17 protein-coding genes are annotated in these 19,107 nt (G+C 66.1%); 6 read left to right on the top strand and 11 right to left on the bottom strand.

Going from position 1 to position 19,107, the window contains the following annotated elements:
- Positions 1 to 69: 69 nt before the first annotated feature.
- On the bottom strand, positions 70 to 1,776 hold the full coding sequence (locus Sj15T_RS17195; protein ID WP_013039290.1) for a cation acetate symporter: 1,707 nt from the start codon (positions 1,774 to 1,776) through the stop codon (positions 70 to 72).
- Entirely contained in the window at positions 1,773 to 2,135 is a 363-nt protein-coding gene (locus tag Sj15T_RS17190) for a DUF485 domain-containing protein (protein ID WP_013039289.1), read from the bottom strand. The genes Sj15T_RS17195 and Sj15T_RS17190 overlap by 4 nt, the downstream gene beginning before the upstream one ends.
- A 127-nt stretch (positions 2,136 to 2,262) precedes the next feature.
- Between Sj15T_RS17190 and Sj15T_RS17185 the strand changes: the two genes are divergently transcribed.
- The 3 genes from Sj15T_RS17185 to Sj15T_RS17175 are packed head-to-tail and all read left to right on the top strand — an operon-like array spanning position 2,263 to position 4,363.
- Positions 2,263 to 3,474, top strand: coding sequence for a toxic anion resistance protein (locus Sj15T_RS17185; protein ID WP_013039288.1), 1,212 nt, complete (start codon positions 2,263 to 2,265; stop codon positions 3,472 to 3,474).
- Positions 3,475 to 3,478: 4 nt separating this feature from the next.
- Entirely contained in the window at positions 3,479 to 4,192 is a 714-nt protein-coding gene (locus tag Sj15T_RS17180) for a hypothetical protein (protein ID WP_007687628.1), read from the top strand.
- 15 nt (positions 4,193 to 4,207) lie between these two features.
- Complete coding sequence (locus tag Sj15T_RS17175; RefSeq protein WP_007687627.1) at positions 4,208 to 4,363, top strand: hypothetical protein; 156 nt, start codon at positions 4,208 to 4,210, stop codon at positions 4,361 to 4,363.
- Between the two features lie 13 nt (positions 4,364 to 4,376).
- Here Sj15T_RS17175 and Sj15T_RS17170 read toward each other — a convergent pair whose 3' ends face one another.
- The 4 genes from Sj15T_RS17170 to Sj15T_RS17155 form a co-directional block, all read right to left on the bottom strand.
- Entirely contained in the window at positions 4,377 to 4,673 is a 297-nt protein-coding gene (locus Sj15T_RS17170; RefSeq protein ID WP_013039287.1) for a PilZ domain-containing protein, read from the bottom strand.
- A gap of 90 nt (positions 4,674 to 4,763) precedes the next feature.
- Positions 4,764 to 5,498 (bottom strand): methyltransferase domain-containing protein, encoded by a 735-nt coding sequence (locus tag Sj15T_RS17165; RefSeq protein ID WP_007687622.1) that lies wholly within the window; start codon positions 5,496 to 5,498, stop codon positions 4,764 to 4,766.
- Complete coding sequence (gene prfB / locus Sj15T_RS17160; protein ID WP_013039286.1) at positions 5,498 to 6,625, bottom strand: peptide chain release factor 2; 1,128 nt, start codon at positions 6,623 to 6,625, stop codon at positions 5,498 to 5,500. Before prfB ends, Sj15T_RS17165 begins: the two co-directional genes overlap by 1 nt.
- A 336-nt stretch (positions 6,626 to 6,961) precedes the next feature.
- On the bottom strand, positions 6,962 to 7,504 hold the full coding sequence (locus Sj15T_RS17155; RefSeq protein WP_013039284.1) for a hypothetical protein: 543 nt from the start codon (positions 7,502 to 7,504) through the stop codon (positions 6,962 to 6,964).
- A 194-nt stretch (positions 7,505 to 7,698) separates the two neighbouring features.
- Here Sj15T_RS17155 and Sj15T_RS17150 point away from each other — a divergent pair, with 194 nt between their 5' ends.
- Complete coding sequence (locus Sj15T_RS17150) at positions 7,699 to 8,232, top strand: peroxiredoxin (protein ID WP_025771437.1); 534 nt, start codon at positions 7,699 to 7,701, stop codon at positions 8,230 to 8,232.
- Between the two features lie 35 nt (positions 8,233 to 8,267).
- Here Sj15T_RS17150 and Sj15T_RS17145 read toward each other — a convergent pair whose 3' ends face one another.
- Positions 8,268 to 9,167: a dienelactone hydrolase family protein gene (locus Sj15T_RS17145; protein ID WP_007687615.1), complete on the bottom strand. Its 900-nt coding sequence runs from the start codon at positions 9,165 to 9,167 to the stop codon at positions 8,268 to 8,270.
- Positions 9,168 to 9,322: 155 nt separating this feature from the next.
- On the bottom strand, positions 9,323 to 9,724 hold the full coding sequence (locus tag Sj15T_RS17140; protein ID WP_013039283.1) for a gamma-glutamylcyclotransferase family protein: 402 nt from the start codon (positions 9,722 to 9,724) through the stop codon (positions 9,323 to 9,325).
- 308 nt (positions 9,725 to 10,032) lie between these two features.
- Here Sj15T_RS17140 and Sj15T_RS17135 point away from each other — a divergent pair, with 308 nt between their 5' ends.
- Complete coding sequence (locus Sj15T_RS17135) at positions 10,033 to 10,218, top strand: PspC domain-containing protein (RefSeq protein WP_007687609.1); 186 nt, start codon at positions 10,033 to 10,035, stop codon at positions 10,216 to 10,218.
- A gap of 304 nt (positions 10,219 to 10,522) precedes the next feature.
- On the opposite strand, the gene Sj15T_RS17130 is transcribed toward Sj15T_RS17135, so the two are convergent.
- The 3 genes from Sj15T_RS17130 to Sj15T_RS17120 all read right to left on the bottom strand — a co-directional run bounded on the left by Sj15T_RS17130 (position 10,523) and on the right by Sj15T_RS17120 (position 15,567).
- On the bottom strand, positions 10,523 to 11,263 hold the full coding sequence (locus tag Sj15T_RS17130; RefSeq protein WP_013039281.1) for a DUF72 domain-containing protein: 741 nt from the start codon (positions 11,261 to 11,263) through the stop codon (positions 10,523 to 10,525).
- A 566-nt stretch (positions 11,264 to 11,829) separates the two neighbouring features.
- Positions 11,830 to 14,367, bottom strand: a complete 2,538-nt coding sequence (locus Sj15T_RS17125; RefSeq protein WP_013039279.1) for a transglycosylase domain-containing protein — start codon at positions 14,365 to 14,367, stop codon at positions 11,830 to 11,832.
- A gap of 195 nt (positions 14,368 to 14,562) precedes the next feature.
- Positions 14,563 to 15,567 carry an N-acetylmuramoyl-L-alanine amidase gene (locus Sj15T_RS17120; protein ID WP_013039278.1) on the bottom strand — a complete coding sequence of 335 codons (1,005 nt, stop codon included), beginning with the start codon at positions 15,565 to 15,567 and terminating at the stop codon, positions 14,563 to 14,565.
- A gap of 469 nt (positions 15,568 to 16,036) precedes the next feature.
- On the opposite strand from Sj15T_RS17120, the gene Sj15T_RS17115 reads away from it, so the two are divergent.
- A complete protein-coding gene (locus tag Sj15T_RS17115; protein ID WP_049775029.1) occupies positions 16,037 to 18,703 on the top strand; it encodes a ribonuclease E/G in 2,667 nt (888 codons plus the stop codon).
- Positions 18,704 to 19,107 lie beyond the last annotated feature (404 nt).

Here is a 19,107-nt window from a genome sequence, read left to right as displayed (position 1 = left end):
ACTATCGGGCGCGCCCCTACAGGAAATGACGCGCTGCGGCAAGGGCGGCGCGTCGGCTGGGAGAAAGGCTCAGTGGTCGGATGCCGCGAAGGCGCCGATCCCGGTTTCCGCCCGCACCCGCTGCGCCGGATAGCCCGCCTTGTCCACCGCGGCGCGGGGCGAGCGGTCGAGCAAAGAGATCAGCCAGATCGAGAGGAAGCCCGCCGGGACGGAGAAGATCGCCGCGGAACTGTAGGGAAAGGGCGCGGGGCCGAGGTTGAAGGTCGCCGTCCACACGGCGGGCGACAGCAGCGTCAGCACGAAGGCGGTCAGCAGGCCGATGGTCCCGCCCCAGGCCGCGCCCCGCGTGGTGCATCCGCTCCAGAGCAGCGAGAGGATCAGCACCGGGAAATTGCCCGACGCGGCCAGCGCGAAGGCCAGGCTGACCATGAAGGCGACATTCTGCTTTTCGAACAGCAGCCCCAGCAGCACCGCCAGCGCGCCCAGCGCCAGCGTGGTCAGCCGCGACACGCGCAGTTCGTCCGCCGAACTCGCCTGGCCATGCTTGAAGACCGTGGCGTAGAGATCGTGGCTGACCGCCGACGCCGCAGAGAGCGTCAGCCCCGCCACCACGGCGAGGATGGTCGCGAAGGCCACCGCCGAAATGAAGCCCAGAAAGGCGTTGCCGCCAATCGCATGGGCCAGATGGATCGCCGCCATGTTGCCGCCGCCGCGAAGCGCGCCCTGCCCGTCCAGATAGCTGGATTCCGTCCCCACCAGCACGATGGCGCCGAAGCCGATGATGAAGGTCAGGATGTAGAAATAGCCGATCCACCCGGTCGCCCACAGCACCGACTTGCGCGCTTCCTTCGCATCGGGAACGGTGAAGAAGCGCATCAATATGTGCGGCAGGCCCGCGGTTCCCAGCATCAGCGCGAGGCCGAAGGAAATGGCGGAGACGGGGTCCTTGATGAAATTGCCCGGCGCCATGATGGACCGGCCCCGTTCGGCTGCTTCGGCCGTGGTCGCGCCATCGGCAAGGGCCGCCTGCGTCTTCACCTCCACCGCGCGGGCGAACAGCGCTTCAAGGCTGAAACCCATATGCGCCAGCACCATCAGCGCCATGAAGCTGGCGCCGCCCAGCAACAGCACCGCCTTGATGATCTGCACCCAGGTGGTGGCGCGCATGCCGCCGAACAGCACATAGAGCATCATCAGCGCGCCGACGATCACCACCGCCACGGCATAGGGCAGGCCGAACAGCAGCTTGATGAGCTGCCCCGCCCCGACCATCTGCGCGATCAGGTAGAAGCTGACGACCAGCAAGGTGCTGACCGCCGCGAAGCTGCGCACCGGCGGCTGGGCGAAGCGGTAGGAGGCGACGTCGGCGAAGGTGAAGCGGCCGAGATTGCGCAGCCGTTCCGCCATCAGGAACAGCAGGATCGGCCAGCCCACCAGAAAGCCGGTGGAGTAGATGAGGCCATCATAGCCGTCGTTGAAGATCTGCGCCGAGATGCCGAGGAAGGAGGCGGCCGACATATAGTCGCCCGCCATGGCGAGGCCGTTCTGGAAACCGCTGATCCCGCCGCCCGCCGTGTAGAAGTCGGACGCGGTGCGGGTGCGCGCCGCAGCCGCCTTGGTGATCCAGAGCGTCAGCCCGACAAAGGCGACGAACATCAGGATCGCGACCCAGTTGACGGGCTGGCGCTGCGCCTCCCCCTCCAGCGCCGCCGCGAGCGCGGGGAGCGGGAGAAGGGCGATGGAAGCGGCGGCGAGCGCGGCAAGCCACGCCGTCATGCGGCGCGATCCTGGAAGCCGTGGTCGATCAGGAGCGCGGCCATCTGGGCGTCATGATGGCGGTTGGCATGGGCCACATAAGCGCCGGTCAGCGCGATGGCGAGCAGGATGAGGCCAAGGCCAAGCGGAATGCCGATCGAGGTCACGCCCTGGCCGATCGGCATGCCCAGCAGCGCCTTGTCGAAAGCGACCAGCAGCAGATAGCCGACGAAAGCGAAGAAGATGACGGCGGACAGCAGCCAGCCGAGCCGCGCCCGCCGCGCCACCAGCCGGGCATAGCGCGGATCGGCCGCCACGGCTGCGATCCTCTGTTCGTCCGGTCCGTCGTTCAATGCGCCCTCCTTCATGCCTTGCGCCATGCTAACCGGGCGCCGGGCGATTGCAATGGCAAGGGGTGAGGGTTTAAAGCTCGCATCATGGACTTGCGGGCCAACTGTTCTATACGCATATAACAGTTCGAACCGCCCCTGGCCCCTGGGAGATGACATGGCTTCGACCGCGCCGACCGCCGCCGCTGACACGCTGAACCTGACCCCGCCCGATCCGGTGCCGCCGGTCGCGCCTGAAAAGGCGGCAGGGCTGGTGCCGCTGGACGAGGAGAAACGCTCGAAGCTGGACGAGAAGGTCGATGCCTTCATCGACGATCTGGTGGCGCAGGACGCCAATTCGCCCGAATTCGGCCAGCGGGTCGACCAGCTTACCAATATGGGACGCAAGGAAATCGCGGAGGCGGCCGGGCACAGCAACCGCTTCCTCGACCGGCCGGTGCGGGCGATGGACAGCGACAACAAGGTCGGGGTCGACCTGGCGGAACTGCGCCGCACCATCGAGGATCTCGACCCCGGCAAGCGCGGCAGCCTGACGGCGCCGAAAAAGCTGTTCGGCCTGATCCCCTTCGGCAACCGGATGCGCGACTATTTCGACAGCTACAAGAGCGCGCAGAGCCACATCAATTCGATCCTGGGCTCCCTCGCCAGCGGCAAGGACGTGCTGATCAAGGACAATGCCGCCATCGATGTCGAGCGGCAGAATATGTGGGCCACGATGGGCCGCCTGGAGCAGATGATCCACATCTCCAAGACGCTGGACGCCCGGCTGGAGGCGAAGGCGCTGGAACTGGATTCGACCGATCCGGCCAAGGCCAAGGCGATCCGGGAAAGCGCCCTCTTCTACATCCGCCAGCGCACGCAGGACCTGCTGACGCAGATGGCGGTGACGGTGCAGGGCTATCTGGCGCTGGACCTGGTCAAAAAGAACAATGTGGAGCTGGTGAAGGGCGTGGACCGCGCCAGCACCACGACCGTCGCCGCGCTGCGCACCGCCGTGACCGTGGCGCAGGCGCTGGTCGGGCAACGCCTGGTGCTGGAGCAGATCACCGCGCTCAACACGACGACCGCGAACATGATCGATTCCACCGGCGAGATGCTGAAGAACCAGACGGCGCAGATCCACGAGCAGGCCGCGTCCAGCACCATTCCCATCGAGACGCTGCAACGCGCCTTCCAGAATATCTACGACACGATGGACAATATCGATGCGTTCAAGCTGAAGGCGCTGGAAAATATGAAGACGACGGTGAACACGCTGTCGAACGAGGTGGAAAAGTCCAAGGGCTATATCGCCCGCGCCGAAGGACAGGCGCAGGCGGCGAGCCAGGCGCGGGCCGACAATCCGCTGCTGAGTTCCATCGAGGCGTAAGGGAATGGGCCGTTCCGACCGCGTGCTGGCCGATGCGGAGGCCGTCCTCCGCCGCCACAGCGAGCGCGGGCAGAGCCTGTCGGCGCGCGCCCGGCAGCGGCGCAACGCGGCGCTGATGCGGAAGGTCAAACATGCCTTCTGGGCGGTGGTTGCGGTCCTGGTCGCCAGCGCGGTGGCGGGTTTCGTGACCCCGCTGGGCACGACCGGGGTGATGATCGCGCTGGGGGTCATGCTGGCGGCCGTGCTGCTGGTCGCCATGCTGCCCGGCGAGAAAAGGGTGCGGACGGAGGCGCTGGCGGACACCGCGCTCACCGCCCTGCCCCTGCAAACCGAAATCTGGCTGGAAAACCAGCGCAAGGCGCTGCCCGCGCCCGCCGTCACGCTGGTCGACAGCATCGGCGTCAAGCTGGAAGCTCTGGCGCCGCAACTCGAACGGCTGGGCGAGCAGGACCCGGCGGCGCAGGAAATCCGCAAATTGCTGGCCGATCACCTGCCCGAACTCGTCACCGGCTACCGATCCATTCCCGAGCCGCTTCGGCGGGAGGAGCGCAATGGGCGCGTTCCCGAACGGCAATTGATCGACGGACTGGGCGTGATCGACGCCGAAATCGCGCGGATGAGCGAAAATCTGGCGAGCGGCGACCTCGACAAGCTGGCGGTGCAGAACCGCTTTCTGGAACTCAAATATCAGGAAGCGAAGGAACTTGGGCAGGATTGACGCCTTCCTACGCCGATGATCCATCTGACGCTGATCATCGTCGATTTCCTGACAGGCCTGCTGGCGGCCGGCGCCTGGGCGCTGGCAAGCGCCGGAGGGGCGATCGCGGCGCTGGTCGGCGGCGGATTGCTGGGCATGTCCTTCTTTCGGAGGTGGCGGCGGAAGGGCTGACGGAACCGGAAGTTCAGGCGCCTTCTATCCACGCGTCCATCGCCTCCTGGGTCAGGGGCTGGCTGAACTGGATGCCGAAACGCTTGCCGTTTGCCCAGATGACGCGGGCGCTGGCCTGCACGCCCAGCGCTTCGACGACGAGATAGGCGCCCTGCCCCGGCGGCGTTTCGCAATAGGCCAGCGCGCCCCAGCAGGACAGGTCCAGAAAATGCGCCCTGGCCGCCATGCCTCCGAAACGCAGCGCCACCGGCCCGAACATCTTGCGGCGCGGTTCGAGCCGCCTTTCCCCGGCGCCAGTCAGATCAGTCATATCCCGGCCTCTCCCCCCGGTATGAGAATCATGTTGGTCGCCCCTTAATCATATTACGGGCGAAGGAAAGCATTTCAGGGCGGCAAGGGTTCAGGACCGCAGGGCGCAAGGCACGATGGAGGCGGGTTCGGGGCGGGCGGCGATGCGCTTGAACCGGGCGAAATAGCCGCCGGCCGTCGGCTTGGGGATCAGTTCCTCCAGCCGGAAGCCCATGGCCGCCAGTTCGCAGGCCAGCAGGCGCGGCGGCGTTCCATGCTGGTCGGTCGGGCGGTCGGCGTCGACCACGATCAGCTCGCCGTCCGGCTTGAGCGCGGGACTCACATGCCAGAGAAAGGCGTATGGCTCCGCGATTTCATGGTACATGTGGACCATGAGGATGCGGTCGAAGCTGTTTTCCGGCAGCTTCGGATCCTCCGGCGCGCCGAGGCGGACGCTGACATTGCGCCAGTCCTCCCGGGTGATGCGGCGGGACAGCGCCTCGATCACTTCGGGCATGATGTCCTCCGCCAGCACGCGGCCATTGCTCCCCACCCTTTTCGCGAGGCGGACGGTATAATAGCCCTCGCCCGCGCCGATGTCCGCCACGGTCATGCCGGGGCGGATGCCGGCGCGGTCCATGATGTCCTCGGCCTCGTTCACCCGGTCGCGGGCTTCCTCGCTGGACCAGCGGGTGGAGACGATGGGCGCCACCGGGCGGTCGGCGCGGGGGAAGGCGCGGGCGCCTGCCGGGCGGTCGCCATTGCTGTCCGGCGACAACGGGCCGCAGCCCGCCAGCAGGAGCAAGCATGCTGGCAGTGTTCCGGCCGCCAGCATCGGACCCTTCATCAGTCGACATCCTCCACATCGACCTTCTCGCCCGTCACCTTCTGCGACAGGGCGGCGGCCATGAAGGGGTCGAGCGCGCCGTCCAGCACGTCGTCGGGCGAGGTGGAGGTGACGCCGGTGCGCAGATCCTTCACCAACTGATAGGGCTGAAGGACATAGGAGCGGATCTGGTGGCCCCAGCCGATCTCCGTCTTGGCCTGATATTCGCCCGAGGCGGCTTCCTCCCGGCGGCGCAGTTCCGCTTCGTAAAGGCGCGCCTTCAGCATGTTCATCGCGGTGGCGCGGTTCTTGTGCTGCGATCGGTCGTTCTGGGACGCGACGATGATGCCCGACGGAACGTGGGTGATGCGGACGGCGGAGTCCGTCGTGTTGACGTGCTGGCCGCCTGCGCCCGAAGCGCGGTAGGTGTCGATCTTGAGGTCGCTTTCATTGACCTCTATCTCGATATTGTCGTCGATCACCGGATAGACCCAGACCGACGAGAAGCTGGTGTGGCGGCGCGCCGAACTGTCATAGGGGCTGATGCGGACCAGGCGGTGAACGCCGCTTTCGGTCTTGGCATAGCCATAGGCGTTCTCGCCCTTGAACAGGAAGGTGGCGGACTTGATGCCCGCCTGGTCGCCCGCCTGATAGTCGACCAGCTCCACCTTGTAGCCGCGCCGTTCCGCCCAGCGGCGGTACATGCGGCTGAGCATTTCCGCCCAGTCCTGGCTTTCCGTGCCGCCCGCGCCCGCATGGATTTCCAGATAGGTGTCGCTGGCGTCGGCCTCGCCCGCCAGCAGCGCCTTGATCTTGTCCTCATCGGCGCGGTCGGCCAGCGCCTTCAAGGAGGCGATGGCTTCGTTCACCATGTCCTCGTCGCCTTCGGCTTCGGCCATTTCGATGAGTTCGGCGGTGTCGGTCTTCTCGCTGTCGATGGCGCGGGTCGCGCCGATGGCGGCGTCCAGCCGGGTGCGTTCGCGCATCACCTCCTGCGCTTGGCGTTGATTGTCCCAGAGCGTCGGGTCTTCGACGCGGGCGTTCAGCTCGTCGAGGCGGCGAAGGGCGCGGTCCCAGTCGAGGAAGCGCCGCAGCAGGTCCAGCGCGGCGTCGATGCGGTCGATATATTGCTGCGCTTCGGCGCGCATGGGTGGTCTCCAGAATGTCGGGGCGCCTGGCCTTCAGACGGGCAAACGCATCAAGTGCCTGCCCCTATCCGAGGGCGGCGGATTTGGGAAGATTCAATCCTTGCGCAGCCTGTGGAGAAGGAGTGGCTGGAATTGGCCAATCCAGGACATTCCCCTCCCGCAGGCGGGAGGGGCCAGGGGTGGGCGCGAGCAGCGCGAGCTTCTGACTTGGCCGTTGCAAAACAACGCGGATGTTGCGCCGGCCCACCCCCTAACCCCCTCCCGCCTGCGGGAGGGGGGATGTCCGCAATCCACCAAAATCACCCACCCCGCCAGCCCTGAACTCGACCGCGCCGCCTAACTGCACCGTTTCCGCGTCACCGCCCGGCCGTCGTCGATCACCGTCAATTCCCGCCCGCTAGCCGAGGGATGCAATTCCAGCTTCCGGTTCCAGCTCTGCCCTTCGCCGGTGAAGGCCGCGTCGATGCGAATGCGGCCGTCCGGGCCATGGGACACGCCGGTCGCCTTCCCCTCGCTCTCCAGGAAGACCAGGCTGGTGGGCGTGATCGTCAGTTCCAGTTCGGTCGCGCGGTCGGCGCAGCTTTCGTCCAGGCCCGCCCATCGCCCCTGCACGCTGGCGGGGATGGTCGACCCGACCGGCGCTACGGAGGATGGCATTTCCGGCGCGGGCTCTGCGGTCTGCATGCCGTTCGCGCCCTCCGGCACCTGCTGGACCTCGTTCATCGCCTCATCGACGATATTAGTGGCGATGCCGGGTTGTTCGCCCGGCTTGTCGCCGCACGCCGCAAGGGCGAGCAGCGGCAGGAGGATCATCGCGCGCATGGAAAGGAAACCGGCGTTGCGCCAATGGGTTCCGGCCTGCCCGCGTTCCTGCTTCATCCCTGCCGCACTCCTTCTCGACCAAGGGGGTTATGCCATGGCGCGCCGGAAATGGGCGGACTTTTCTTGTCCCGCGATCCGGCCGGTCCAATGGCGGACTTGCGCGCGGCGAACGTTGCAGTCATCACCATGGCCGAAGGGATGGACTATCGCATGTCCGCCGCCCCACCGCCTGAAAGAAGAGGAAGCCGATGATGAGAAGCCTGAACATCGCTCTCGCCCTTGCCGCTGCCGCCGTCGGTTCGCAGGGCGCCATGGCGGCGCTGGCCATCGGGGCCAAGGCGCCCGACTTCACCACCCGCGGCGCAATGGCGGGCAAGACCTTCACCCTGACCCTGTCGCACCAGTTGAAGCGCGGGCCGGTGGTGCTTTATTTCTTCCCCAAGGCGTTCACGCCGGGCTGCTCCGCCGAAGCGCGGGAATTCGCGGAGCATATCGAGGATTTCAGGAAGGCCGGCGCGACCGTCATCGGCATGTCGGCGGATCCGGTGGACGATCTGGTCGCCTTCTCCACCAAGGAATGCGCGGGCAAGTTCGCCGTGGCGTCGGCTGGTCCCAACATCGTGTCGGGCTATGACGTGGCGCTGAAGATGCGGCCGGGCATGACCGACCGCACCTCCTATGTCATCGCGCCCAGCGGCCGCATCGCCTTCGTCCACAGCGAGATGAACTATGCCGGCCATGTGAAGAGCACGCTGGCCGCCGTGGAGGCGATGAAGCAGAAATAAGGCATCGGTTCAGGCCGGCCCCGGCCGAACGATCCTTATCCCTTCACATATTTGCCGAACCAGCCGAGCGTCGCGTCCCACGCGGCCTTGGCGGCGGCTTCGTTGTAGCTGGGGCGATAGTCGGCCATGAAGCCGTGGTCGGCGCCGGGATAGACGGTGATCGCATCCGGCGGCGACTTTCCCGCGATCTTCAGCGCGGCCTGCATCTTCTCGACATCGGACAGCGGGATGCCCTTGTCCAACGCGCCATATTGGCCGAGCACCGGGGCCTTGAGCGCGCTCACCTGCTCGATGACGCTGAGCGGCTGCAATTCGGTCTTGTCGCTGATCAGCCGGCCGTAGAAGGCGACGCCCGCGTCCAGTTCCGCGCTGTGGGCGGCGTAGAGCCACACCACTCGCCCGCCCCAGCAAAAGCCGGTGATGCCGCGCCGCCTGCCGTCGCCGCCATGGCTGCCGGCCCAGGCATAGGTGGCGTCGATGTCCTTCAACACCTGCTCGTCGGACGCCTTGGACACGATGGTGCCGACCAGTTGCTTGAAATCGGCGACCTTGGTCGCGTCGCCATGGCGGGCGAACAGGTCGGGCGCGATGGCATGATAGCCCGCCTTGGCGAAGCGGCGGCACAGGTCGCGTATCCATTCATGCACGCCGAATATCTCGTGCACGACGACGATGATCGGCGCGGCCTTGGCGGCGGCGGGCCGGGCGACGAAGGCGGGCATGGCGAAGCCGTCGCTCGCTTCGATCGACACCGCTTCCTCCTTCAGCCCCTCGCCGGAGGTTTGGACCGCGCTGCTGGACACGGGGCGGCACGCGGCGGCGAAACCGGCGGCGAACGCCCCGCCCACCAGCAGCTTGCGCCGGTCGAGGCCGGTCGAACCGATCCAGTTGCTGTCTTCGGGCAAACGTTCGGGCTGATCCTGTTGGTCGGTCATGCGCGTCTCTCCTCAAGCCATGGCGGAAGAACCTAGAGCCTTTTCACAATGAGCGAAAACGCTCTTGTCCTTTGATGTCGCATTTTCCGAGCCGTTGACCGTGAACGGTCAACTCGAAAATGCCCCAGCCGCGCCCACGCCCGGAGCAAGCCATTTCAACTCAGGAAATCCCCGCTCTCTATCCGCTCCAGCCCGGCGACGTCGCGATTGTAGATGTATGTCCACGCCTCCACCGGCCCATTTTCGCCGCGGACGGTCAGCCGTTCGCGGCGATATTCATGCGGCCGGGCGAAATGGGCGGCGCATTCCTCATAATCGTCGAGCGCGGCGAGAACCGCCCCCGGATCGGCTAGCGCGAACAGGTCGCCCGCCACATCGCCGGCTTCGCCTGGCACGAAGCCCGGATAGGCGGCCACGCGATAGAGCCCGCCTTGCGCCACAGCCGGGCCGACATGGAGCGCCGCATCGCGCAACCAGCGCGCCATCGGATCGTCGCAGCCGGGCCGGAGCGTGCCATAGACGAAGAGGAGCGGCTCGTTCAGACAAACACGCTGCAAATATTCCCGACTTGCAGGAAATTTACCCAATTAACGGAAATTTTCCCACCAATAGATGGCGGGCAGTTCGCAAAATCCCCTGAAATTCCGGTTGAAATCGAAATTGGCACGGCTCCTGCAATCTTCCCGGCATCACGGCCGGACGGTCCGGCCAGGCACATATCAGGGAGTATATCATGTTCGCCAAGCTGCAAAACGCCGCCTTCGCCCTTACCGGCGCCCTGCTGGTTTCCGCGATCTTCATCGGCGCCGCCGTTCCGGTCGCGCCGATCGCCTGATCCCGTCGCATCTTCAAGAAGGCCAGATTCATGAACAACAGCTTCACCCTCGACCGCCGCAATGGAAAGATCATGGGCGTGTGCGCCGGGCTTTCCAACCGCATTGGCCTGGATGTCACGCTGATCCGGATCGCGCTCGTGCTGCTGACGCTGTGCGCCCTGGGTCCGGTCGGCGTCGTCGCCTATCTGCTGGCGGGCTGGCTGGCGGAAGGTTGATCCAGTCCCGCGATAATGAAAGAGCCGCCCGTGGCAATATCCAGGGCGGCTCTTTCTATGTCCATGACGGACTTTTTGGATCGGGCCATGTTGCGCTCAGGCAAACAGCACCGAATAGAAGGTCAGCATCTGCGCGCCGACCGCAACCATAAGGGCAACGCCCTGAACCGTGTGTCGCATATCGTTCGTCCTGCAATCATTGTTCTTTATCGCCCCCAAGGGCGAGCGGGCCTATGCGCCCGACATGCCATTGTAACAATCGCAAAGGACGGTTCCGCAGTTGCAGCAAATGCAACAGTCGATGTTACCGCAAAGCCACAATCATGGCCTGCGCCGCGGCGGGCGCCCGGACCTTCGCGCCGCTGATGAAAAAGGCGTAGACGTCGCCTCTGGCCGTCCGCTCGCGCGCCTTGTCCGCCCAGCCCTGGATCTCCTCCGCCGAGTAGCCGGTCGGCTCCTCCTCCCGCGTGCGCATCAGCCGGGCGTAGGAAAAGCCGACATCATGACCGCAGAGCGCGGGATATTCCGGATGGTCGGCATGCACCACGGCCGCTCCGGCCTTTTGGGCGAGGTCGAAAAAGGCCGGATCGTCGAAGCTGTCATGCCGCACCTCCAGCGCATGGCGGAGCGGCACGCCGTCGACGCTGGCCGGCAGCAGCTGCAGGAAAGCCCCGAAATCCTCCGCATCGAATGTCTTGGTCGGCATGAACTGCCACAGGATCGGTCCCAGCCGGTCGCCCAGTTCGATCAACCCCTGGTTGACGAATTTGGCGATGGACTCGCCAGCTTCCGCCAGCACGCGCCGATTGGTGCAGAAGCGCGAGGCCTTGACGGCGAACTGGAAGCCCTCCGGAACGGCCTTCGCCCAGCCGGCGAAGGTCGCTGGCTTTTGCGTGCTGTAATAGGTGGCGTTGATCTCCGTCGCGGTCAGATGCTGTCCCACATAGGCCAGCTCGTCCTTCTGCCGCAGTCCTTCGGGATAGAAGGTGCCGCGCCACGGTTCGAAGACCCAACCGCCGATGCCGACCCTGATCTTTCCGCTCATCCTGGACTCTCCTTTGCCGCCATCCTGATCGGCAAAGACGATCAGAGCCAGAGGAAAAGCTGCCGGCGCCTGTTTCGGCCGCCCCTTAATCAGGCGGCGACAGGAACCAAGAGCCATGTCAGCAAATCTGGTCGAACCGCCGTCGCCTTCTTCCTCCACGAACAGGCACCGCCCGTCCACCCCGCCGCGCCGAGTGCGAATGGATGCGCCACCAGGCCGCCTTCGCCTGAGGAGACGGGCAAATTCCGGATTTGCCTGACCGAGCGACAGGGGTGGGGAGCGGACAGGCCCATTTCCTTGAAGCACAGCGTGCTCCTACGGAGGCAGAAGTCCAGTTCGGAAGGTCCGATACCCCGCAGAGAGCCGGACTGCGTCCTGCCTTCGCAGGAACACGGCGCGCCTGATAGCCGCAATTGGCCAGTTGCGGACATCAGTTTCCCGTCACCCCGGACTTGATCCGGGGTCCCGCTTTCTTTCTGAGTGCCCGCCTGAAAAGGCAGCGGGACCCCGGGTCAAGCCCGGGGTGACGAATAAGGGAACGTCCGATCTCCACCCCCAACCGCCGGTCAGTAGATCCCACCCTGGTCTTGCAGGAAGTCGCTGTCGGTGCGTTGGCGGCGCTGGACGGTCGCTTCGATGCGGGCGGCGGCCTTGTCCTGGGCGGCGACCTCTTCCTTGCGGATCGAGCGGCGGGGTTCGGATTCGGGCTTGAACGCTTCCCAGATCACGGCGGGCTTGGGTTCGTCGGTGGGCCAGACGCCGTAGACGCGCTTGCCGGAGCGGCGGTCGATGGTGACCATGCGGATGCCCGCCGGCGCGATGAAGGGCGTTTTGGGCATGGTTTCCAGCACCGGCGCCATCGCCGCCTTCCAGATCGGCGCGGCGACGCGGCCGCCCTGCGCCCAGCCGCCCAGGCTGCGCGGCTGGTCGTAGCCGATATAGACGCCCGCGACGATGTCGGGCGATCCACCGACGAACCAGACATTGGTCGGGCCGTTGGTGGTGCCGGTCTTTCCGAACAGAGGGCGCTTGAGGTCCGCCAGCACCGTCGCGGTGCCGCGCTGGATCACGCCTTCGGCAATGTGCACGACCTGATAGGCGGTCATCGGGTTCATCACCTGCCGCCCCTCGAAGCCGAAGCGGGGCATGGGCTTGCCGTCCCAATTGGCCATGTTGCAGCCGTCGCAGGCGCGCCAGCGCAGCGGCCAGATCACCTTGCCGCGCCGGTCCTGCACATAATCCATCAGCTTGGGCGTCAATTGCCGCCCCTGATTGGCGAGCATGGCATAGGCGTTCACCATCCGCTCCACCGTGGTTTCGCCCGCGCCCAAGGCGAAGGAGAGATAGGGCTGGTAATCGCCGATGCCCATCGCCTTGATCGTGCGAACGACGCGGTCCATGCCGGTCTGGCTGGCGGCGCGCACGGTCATCAGGTTGCGGGACTGCTCGACGCCCCAGCGCATCGTCTGCGGCCCGGCGCTGCCGCCGGTGAAGTTGCGAAAGCATTTCTGGCCCAGGCCCGCGCCCTGATAGACGCACAGCGGCCCGTCGACGATGATCGAGGCCGGGGTCATGCCATTGTCCAGCGCGGCGGCATAGACGAAGGGCTTGATGGTCGAGCCGGGCTGGCGCATCGCCTGGGTGGCTCGGTTATAGGAGGACAGGCGGTTGTCGAAGCCGCCCTGCATGGCGCGGACGCGGCCCGAATGGGTTTCCTCGACCACCATGCCGCCGGACACTTCGGGCACGTTGCGCAGCGCCCAGCTCGATCCGTTGCGCGCCACCACGATCAGGTCGCCGGGCTTCATCGCGGCAAAGGCCGGGCCGCCGGTCCTGCGATAGGGCAGTTGCGCGGCGTCGGCGGGCAAGGTGCCGGTCGATCCGTCGGAAAAGCCGATCTGCGCGGCAGAGGAATCGCGACTGACGATCACCGCGACGCGCCATCCGGCATAGTCGACGTCGATATAGCTTGCCGCCAGTTCGCGATGCCAGCCGCGATCCATGTCGATCCTGGCGACCGGGCCGGACCACCCCTTGCCCGCGTCGAAGCGCAACAGCCCGTTGCGCAGCGCCGTCGTCGTCAGATCCTGCATCTTCGGATCATAGGGGCTGCGCACCCAGAGGCCGCCGGCATAGACGCTGTTCGGGCCATCCTCCGCCTTTTCCCCGAAAAGCTGGATCAGGCGGCGGCGCACCTCCTCCATATAATAGCCGCCGGCGCGGGCGTCGAAGCTGGAGCCGTGCGCGGCCACGGTGCCGAGCGGCTGGGCCTGCCCCTCATTGCGCTGCGCCTCCGTGATCCAGCCATTTTTGTACATTTCCCCCAGCGCCCAGTTGCGGCGTTCCAGGGCGCGTTCATGGCCGGTGGGGCTTTCCGGGCGGTAATTGGCCGGACCCTTGGGCAGGATCGCCAGATAGGCCATTTCATGCAGCTTGAGGTCGGCCACGTCCTTGTCGAAATAGGCGCGCGCCGCCGCCTGCACGCCATAGGCGTTGCGGCCCAGGAATATCTGGTTGAGGTAGAGTTCGAGGATCTGCTGCTTGGTCAGCACCCCTTCCATGCGATAGGCGAGGATCATCTCCTTCACCTTGCGCGTGGGCGAATATTCGTCGCCGATCAGCAGGTTCTTCGCCACCTGCTGCGTGATGGTGGAGCCGCCGCGGGCGCGCTGGCCCGACCCGATCTTGGTCGCATAGTCGAACACCGCGCCGATGAAGCCGGGAATGTCGACGCCATGATGTTCGAAGAAGGTCTTGTCCTCCGCCGACAGATAGGCGCGGATGAGGAGCGGCGGATAGTCGCTGTACTGGAGCTGCACGCGCCGTTCGCGGGCGTAGCTGTGGACCGGCTGGCCGTTGGTGTCGCGCACGATGGTCGGCAGCGGCGGCTCATAGTTGAGCAGCGTCGCAGCATCAGGCAGGCCGCGCGCGAAGACCAGCCAGAACAGCGCATAGGCGAGGATGAGGCCGCCCAGGCCCGTCGCGATCCAGCGGAACCAGCGCTTGTCCCAATGAGGCCGGAAGCGTTCGCGAAAGCCGATCGCGCCCTGGCGCAGGCGCTGAACGAAGGACGATGCGGCGTTTTCGGGGCGTGCCTCTTCCATGATGGTCGAGGCTGTAAGGTCAAAATGCGGGAAGCGCCAGCGTGGAATGGCAGGGCATGGGCAGAAGCCCTGCGCCGCCCGTCGATCAAAACGGCGTGTGTTCCGGCGCAGGCATTCGAACGAGACGAGTGGCTCGTGAGAACCGGGTTCAAGCGTCGGGACTGGACTCCTGCCTGCGCAGGAGCACCGAAATATCTAGCCGCCCGCCCCTTTGTCGCCTGCCGCCAGCCTGCGGGCGAAATGCACCTCGATGGCGCGGGCGACGCCCCTGGCGATATTTGCCCGTCCCTCCCTGGACGCCAGGAAAGCCGCGTCGGCGGCGTTGGAGAGATAGCCGGCCTCGAACAGCACGGACGGCGTGTCGGGCGCCTTCAGCACCATCAGCGAGGCGAAGCGATGCGCCGTGCCGCGGAACGGGACATAGGGCGCCGCCTCGCGCTGGAGCAGCCGGGCGAATGCCACCGAAACGTTCATCGTTTCCCTTTGCGTCAGGTCGATGAGGATCGAGGAGACATCGCTCGACTGGCTGCCCAGATTGACGCCGTTCAGCACATCCGCCCCGTTTTCGCGCGCCGCAAGCCGCGCAGCCTCCCGGTCGGAGGCGGTTTCGGACAGGGTATAGACGGTCGCGCCGCGCGCCTTGTCATTGTCGGCCGAATCGGCGTGGATGGAGATGAACAGGTCCGCATTGAGCTGGCGGGCGATGCCGTGGCGTTCCTGAAGCACCAGAAAGCGGTCGTCATTGCGGGTCAGCGCCACGCGGACGCGGCCCGACCGCAGCAGTTGGTCGCGGATCGCCCATGCGATGGCGAGCGTCACGTCCTTCTCTCGCTCTCCATTGTCGCGGTTGACCGCGCCCGGATCATGGCCGCCATGGCCGGCGTCGATCACGACCAGCGGGCGCGATGCGTCGCGAGGCCCCTCCACCGGCGGCAGGGAGACGCCGCGCGCCACGGGGGGGATGGGAACGGTGATGCCGTGCAGGCGCTTCGCCGGACGGGCCGCCATGTGCGCGGGCGCGTCGAAGCGGATGCTCGCCCGATCGCCATGAAGGGGGGCGGCGGAAAGGGGCGCGGCCGAAAGGATCATGCTTGCGAGCGCAAGACTTTGAAGCATGGGCCGCTTGTGCACCGGGCGGCCCATCGCCGTCCAGCGCAATTTCGCGGCGTCCGGCCTGAAGCCGAATGGCGGGTCAGGCATTGCCCAACGACAGGCTTAACGACATATTTACCATAAGGGCGGTAAATCGCCCGGGGTTCGTCCCGGCCGGAATGGCGCAACGTGAAACAATATTTCCAAGGGCCGTTGCTCCTTGCCAGTTTGACTGCTACCCATTCACATTCCTTGAAGACGCGTCTTTTTTTCAGGCGGCCGTTCTTTCGGGGATATTCACGATGGCACCGGCGGGCAGCAACGCCCGGAACCGATGCCCGAACAGGTTGACGCTGCATGAGGCATGATTTCCAATCCACGCTGAACCCGATCCCGGGCGATGCGGCGTGGTTGGCGGTGTCCGGCACATGGTCCGGCCCTGCCCCGGCAGCAGACGCGCAATTTTCCTGTCCAAACCGGGCGATGCAGCAATTCGCGCCGCCCCCTTGCTATCGCGCGGCAGCCCGGCCCAGTGCCGTCGGCCGCCAGCGCCGGAGAACAATGAATGACAATGCGTATGCTGATCGATGCGCGCCACCGGGAAGAAACCCGGGTCGCGGTCGTCAAAGGTAACCGGATCGAGGAGTTCGACTTCGAATCGGCCGAGCACAAGCAGCTCAAGGGCAATATCTACCTGGCCAAGGTCACTCGCGTAGAGCCGTCGTTGCAGGCGGCTTTCGTCGATTATGGCGGCAACCGCCACGGCTTCCTGGCCTTCAGCGAAATCCATCCCGATTATTATCAGATCCCCCGCGAGGACCGCGAAGCGCTGCTGCGCGAGGAACGCGCCCATGCGGAGGAAGAGGCCGCGCTGCGCGCCGACTATGACGATGACGATCATGCCGATGCGGGCGATGGCGGTCTGGAAGTCGTCGAGGCGACCCATCATCATGATGATGAGGATCATGGCGAAGAGGCGGCCGAAAACGGCAATGGTGACAATGGCAGGGGCCGCGGCCGCCGCGGCAAGGGCGACGACGCCGCCGACGAACTGCGCCGCAAGCGCATGGCGCTGCGCCGCCGCTACAAGATCCAGGACGTCATCAAGCGCCGCCAGGTGCTGCTGGTGCAGGTCGTCAAGGAGGAGCGCGGCAACAAGGGCGCGGCGCTGACCACTTACCTGTCGCTGGCGGGCCGCTATTGCGTGCTGATGCCCAACACCAGCCATGGCGGCGGGATTTCGCGCAAGATTTCGAACGCCGCCGACCGCAAGCGGCTGAAGTCGATCATCGCGGAGATGGCCCTGCCCTCCACCATGGGCTGCATCGTCCGCACCGCGGGCCTCCAGCGCACCAAGCCGGAGATCAAGCGCGACTTCGACTATCTGGCGCGCCTGTGGGACGAGATCCGCGAAAAGACGCTGAAATCCGACGCCCCCGCGCTGATCCACAATGACAGCGACCTCATCAAGCGGGCGATCCGCGATATCTACAACAAGGATATCGAGGAAGTCATCGTCGAGGGCGAATATGGCTACAAGGCGGCAAAGGACTTCATGAAGCTGCTGATGCCCAGCCATGCGCGCCGGGTGAAGCAATATGCCGACGCCGTGTCGCTGTTCCAGCGGGCGAGCGTCGAAGACCAGCTGGCGGCGATGTACAATCCCGTCGTGCAGTTGAAGTCGGGCGGCTACCTGGTCATCAATCCGACCGAGGCGCTGGTGTCGATCGACATCAACTCCGGCCGGTCGACCCGCGAGCATGGGATCGAGCAGACCGCCGTCGCCACCAATCTGGAGGCGGCGCGGGAAATCGCGCGGCAGTTGCGCCTGCGCGACATGGCCGGGCTGGTCGTCATCGACTTCATCGACATGGAGATGAACTCCAACATCCGCAAGGTCGAGAAGGCGATGAAGGAGGCGTTGAAGGACGACCGCGCCCGCATCCAGGTCGGCCGGATTTCGGGCTTCGGCCTGATGGAGATGAGCCGCCAGCGGCTGCGCACCGGCGTGCTGGAGGCGTCGACCCGCCAGTGCCCGCATTGCGAGGGCACCGGGCTGGTCCGCACCGCTTCGTCGGCGGGCCTTTCCGCGCTGCGCATGCTGGAAGAGGAGGCGGCGCGCGGGCGCGGCAACCTGATCACGCTGCGGGCGAGCCAGGAGGCGGCCTTCTACGTCCTCAACAACAAGCGCCGCGAACTGGACGAGATCGAGCAGCGCTATGGCGTGCGCATCGCGATCCTGCCCGATGGCGAGGTGGAGGGCGCGCGCATGTCGGTCGAGGCCAGCGGGCCGCGTCCGGAGCGGGTGGTCGACTATACGCCGATGGTCGAGGACGATGACGATCTCGACGTCGTGGAGGAACTGGACGAGGAAGAGATCGAGGAGGTCGAAGCCGCGCAGGAGGAACGCGCCGAGCGTGGCGAGGATCGCGGCGATGATCGGGAAGGAGGCGGCCGTCGCCGCCGCCGCCGCCGCCGCCGTCGGGGCGGCCAGCGCGACGAGCATCGCGCCGAGGGCGAAGCGCAGGGCGAAGCCGGCGAGGATGCCGACGTGGCCGAGGAGGACGCCGAGGGCGAAGGCGAAGCCGCGACTGTGGAAGCCGCCGCCGAGGGTGAAGGCGAAGGCCGCCGCCGCGGTCGTCGTGGCCGCCGGGGCGGACGCCGCCGCCGCGAGACTGGCGAGGAAGCGGTGAGCGAAGGCTCGGTCGCGAGCGAGGAAGCGGTCGAGGCCGTCGAGGCCGAGGCGGTCGCCGAGCCGGTCGCGGAAGCCGCGCCCGAAGCACCCGCCGAGGAGGAAGCACCCAAGATCCGCCGGCGTCCCCGCGCACGCAAGGCGAAGGAAAGCGCAGCCCCTGCCGCCGAGGCAGTGGAAGCCGTGGTCGAGGCGCCTGTCGAAGCCGCCCCGGAAGCGCCGGTGGCCGAAGAGGCGCCTGCCAAACCCAAGCGCACCCGCCGCAAGAAGGCCGAACCGGTAGCGGAAGAAGCCGCGCCCGTCGAAGCCGTGCCGGAAGCACCGATGGCTGAGGAGGCCCCCGCCAAGCCCAAGCGCACCCGTCGCAAGAAGGCTGAGCCGGTAGCGGAAGAAGCCGTCGCCGTAGAGGCTGCGCCGGAAGCGCCAGTCGAAGCCGTCGCGCCTGCCGAAACCGCCGAAGCGGTCACGGTGAACGGCGATGCCGAGGGCGGCGGTGAAAATGATGACGGCACCCCGCGCCGTGGCTGGTGGCAACGCACCTTCGGCCAGTAACGCGCACGCGATAATATAAGACGCCGCCGTCTTGCCGGTTCGACTGGCCAGACGGCGGCGCTTTTATTTTCGGGTGGGAATGATGTCGCGGCGTTGCAATGATTTAGGCTGTATCGACATTCAGAAGATGGCGAGCCGAAAATGGCTGAAGCGAGACACGTGACTCGCTTCAACCATTTGCAGGCCGTCAGGGCTGAATGTCGATACAGCCTAGGACGCCGGGTTTCGACGGGCGTCGGTCCTTCGCATTCGTCATCCCGGACTTGATCCGGGATCCCGCTTTTCTTCTCTCCCCTGCGCCTGGTCTCAGGCAGCGAGACCCCGGATCAAGTCCGGGGTGACGAAGATGGGCAGGACTGCAGAGGACCGATGGTGGACGTTCACAAGTCGGGTTATGAACTCTG

The organism is Sphingobium sp. TA15 (genome assembly GCF_037101235.1).
Taxonomy (GTDB): domain Bacteria; phylum Pseudomonadota; class Alphaproteobacteria; order Sphingomonadales; family Sphingomonadaceae; genus Sphingobium; species Sphingobium indicum.
The sequence above is the reverse complement of the archived record's forward strand: the minus strand, read 5'-3'. Positions and strand labels throughout refer to the sequence as shown.

What these genes read in the sequence shown, in the direction of transcription:
- Sj15T_RS17195 (WP_013039290.1), bottom strand. Translation starts at nt 1,776, where the DNA reads ATGACGGCGTGGCTTGCCGCGCTCGCCGCCGCTTCCATCGCCCTTCTC.
- Sj15T_RS17190 (WP_013039289.1), bottom strand. Translation starts at nt 2,135, where the DNA reads ATGGCGCAAGGCATGAAGGAGGGCGCATTGAACGACGGACCGGACGAA.
- Sj15T_RS17185 (WP_013039288.1), top strand. Translation starts at nt 2,263, where the DNA reads ATGGCTTCGACCGCGCCGACCGCCGCCGCTGACACGCTGAACCTGACC.
- Sj15T_RS17180 (WP_007687628.1), top strand. Translation starts at nt 3,479, where the DNA reads ATGGGCCGTTCCGACCGCGTGCTGGCCGATGCGGAGGCCGTCCTCCGC.
- Sj15T_RS17175 (WP_007687627.1), top strand. Translation starts at nt 4,208, where the DNA reads ATGATCCATCTGACGCTGATCATCGTCGATTTCCTGACAGGCCTGCTG.
- Sj15T_RS17170 (WP_013039287.1), bottom strand. Translation starts at nt 4,673, where the DNA reads ATGACTGATCTGACTGGCGCCGGGGAAAGGCGGCTCGAACCGCGCCGC.
- Sj15T_RS17165 (WP_007687622.1), bottom strand. Translation starts at nt 5,498, where the DNA reads ATGAAGGGTCCGATGCTGGCGGCCGGAACACTGCCAGCATGCTTGCTC.
- prfB (WP_013039286.1), bottom strand. Translation starts at nt 6,625, where the DNA reads ATGCGCGCCGAAGCGCAGCAATATATCGACCGCATCGACGCCGCGCTG.
- Sj15T_RS17155 (WP_013039284.1), bottom strand. Translation starts at nt 7,504, where the DNA reads ATGAAGCAGGAACGCGGGCAGGCCGGAACCCATTGGCGCAACGCCGGT.
- Sj15T_RS17150 (WP_025771437.1), top strand. Translation starts at nt 7,699, where the DNA reads ATGAGAAGCCTGAACATCGCTCTCGCCCTTGCCGCTGCCGCCGTCGGT.
- Sj15T_RS17145 (WP_007687615.1), bottom strand. Translation starts at nt 9,167, where the DNA reads ATGACCGACCAACAGGATCAGCCCGAACGTTTGCCCGAAGACAGCAAC.
- Sj15T_RS17135 (WP_007687609.1), top strand. Translation starts at nt 10,033, where the DNA reads ATGAACAACAGCTTCACCCTCGACCGCCGCAATGGAAAGATCATGGGC.
- Sj15T_RS17130 (WP_013039281.1), bottom strand. Translation starts at nt 11,263, where the DNA reads ATGAGCGGAAAGATCAGGGTCGGCATCGGCGGTTGGGTCTTCGAACCG.
- Sj15T_RS17125 (WP_013039279.1), bottom strand. Translation starts at nt 14,367, where the DNA reads ATGGAAGAGGCACGCCCCGAAAACGCCGCATCGTCCTTCGTTCAGCGC.
- Sj15T_RS17120 (WP_013039278.1), bottom strand. Translation starts at nt 15,567, where the DNA reads ATGCCTGACCCGCCATTCGGCTTCAGGCCGGACGCCGCGAAATTGCGC.
- Sj15T_RS17115 (WP_049775029.1), top strand. Translation starts at nt 16,037, where the DNA reads ATGCTGATCGATGCGCGCCACCGGGAAGAAACCCGGGTCGCGGTCGTC.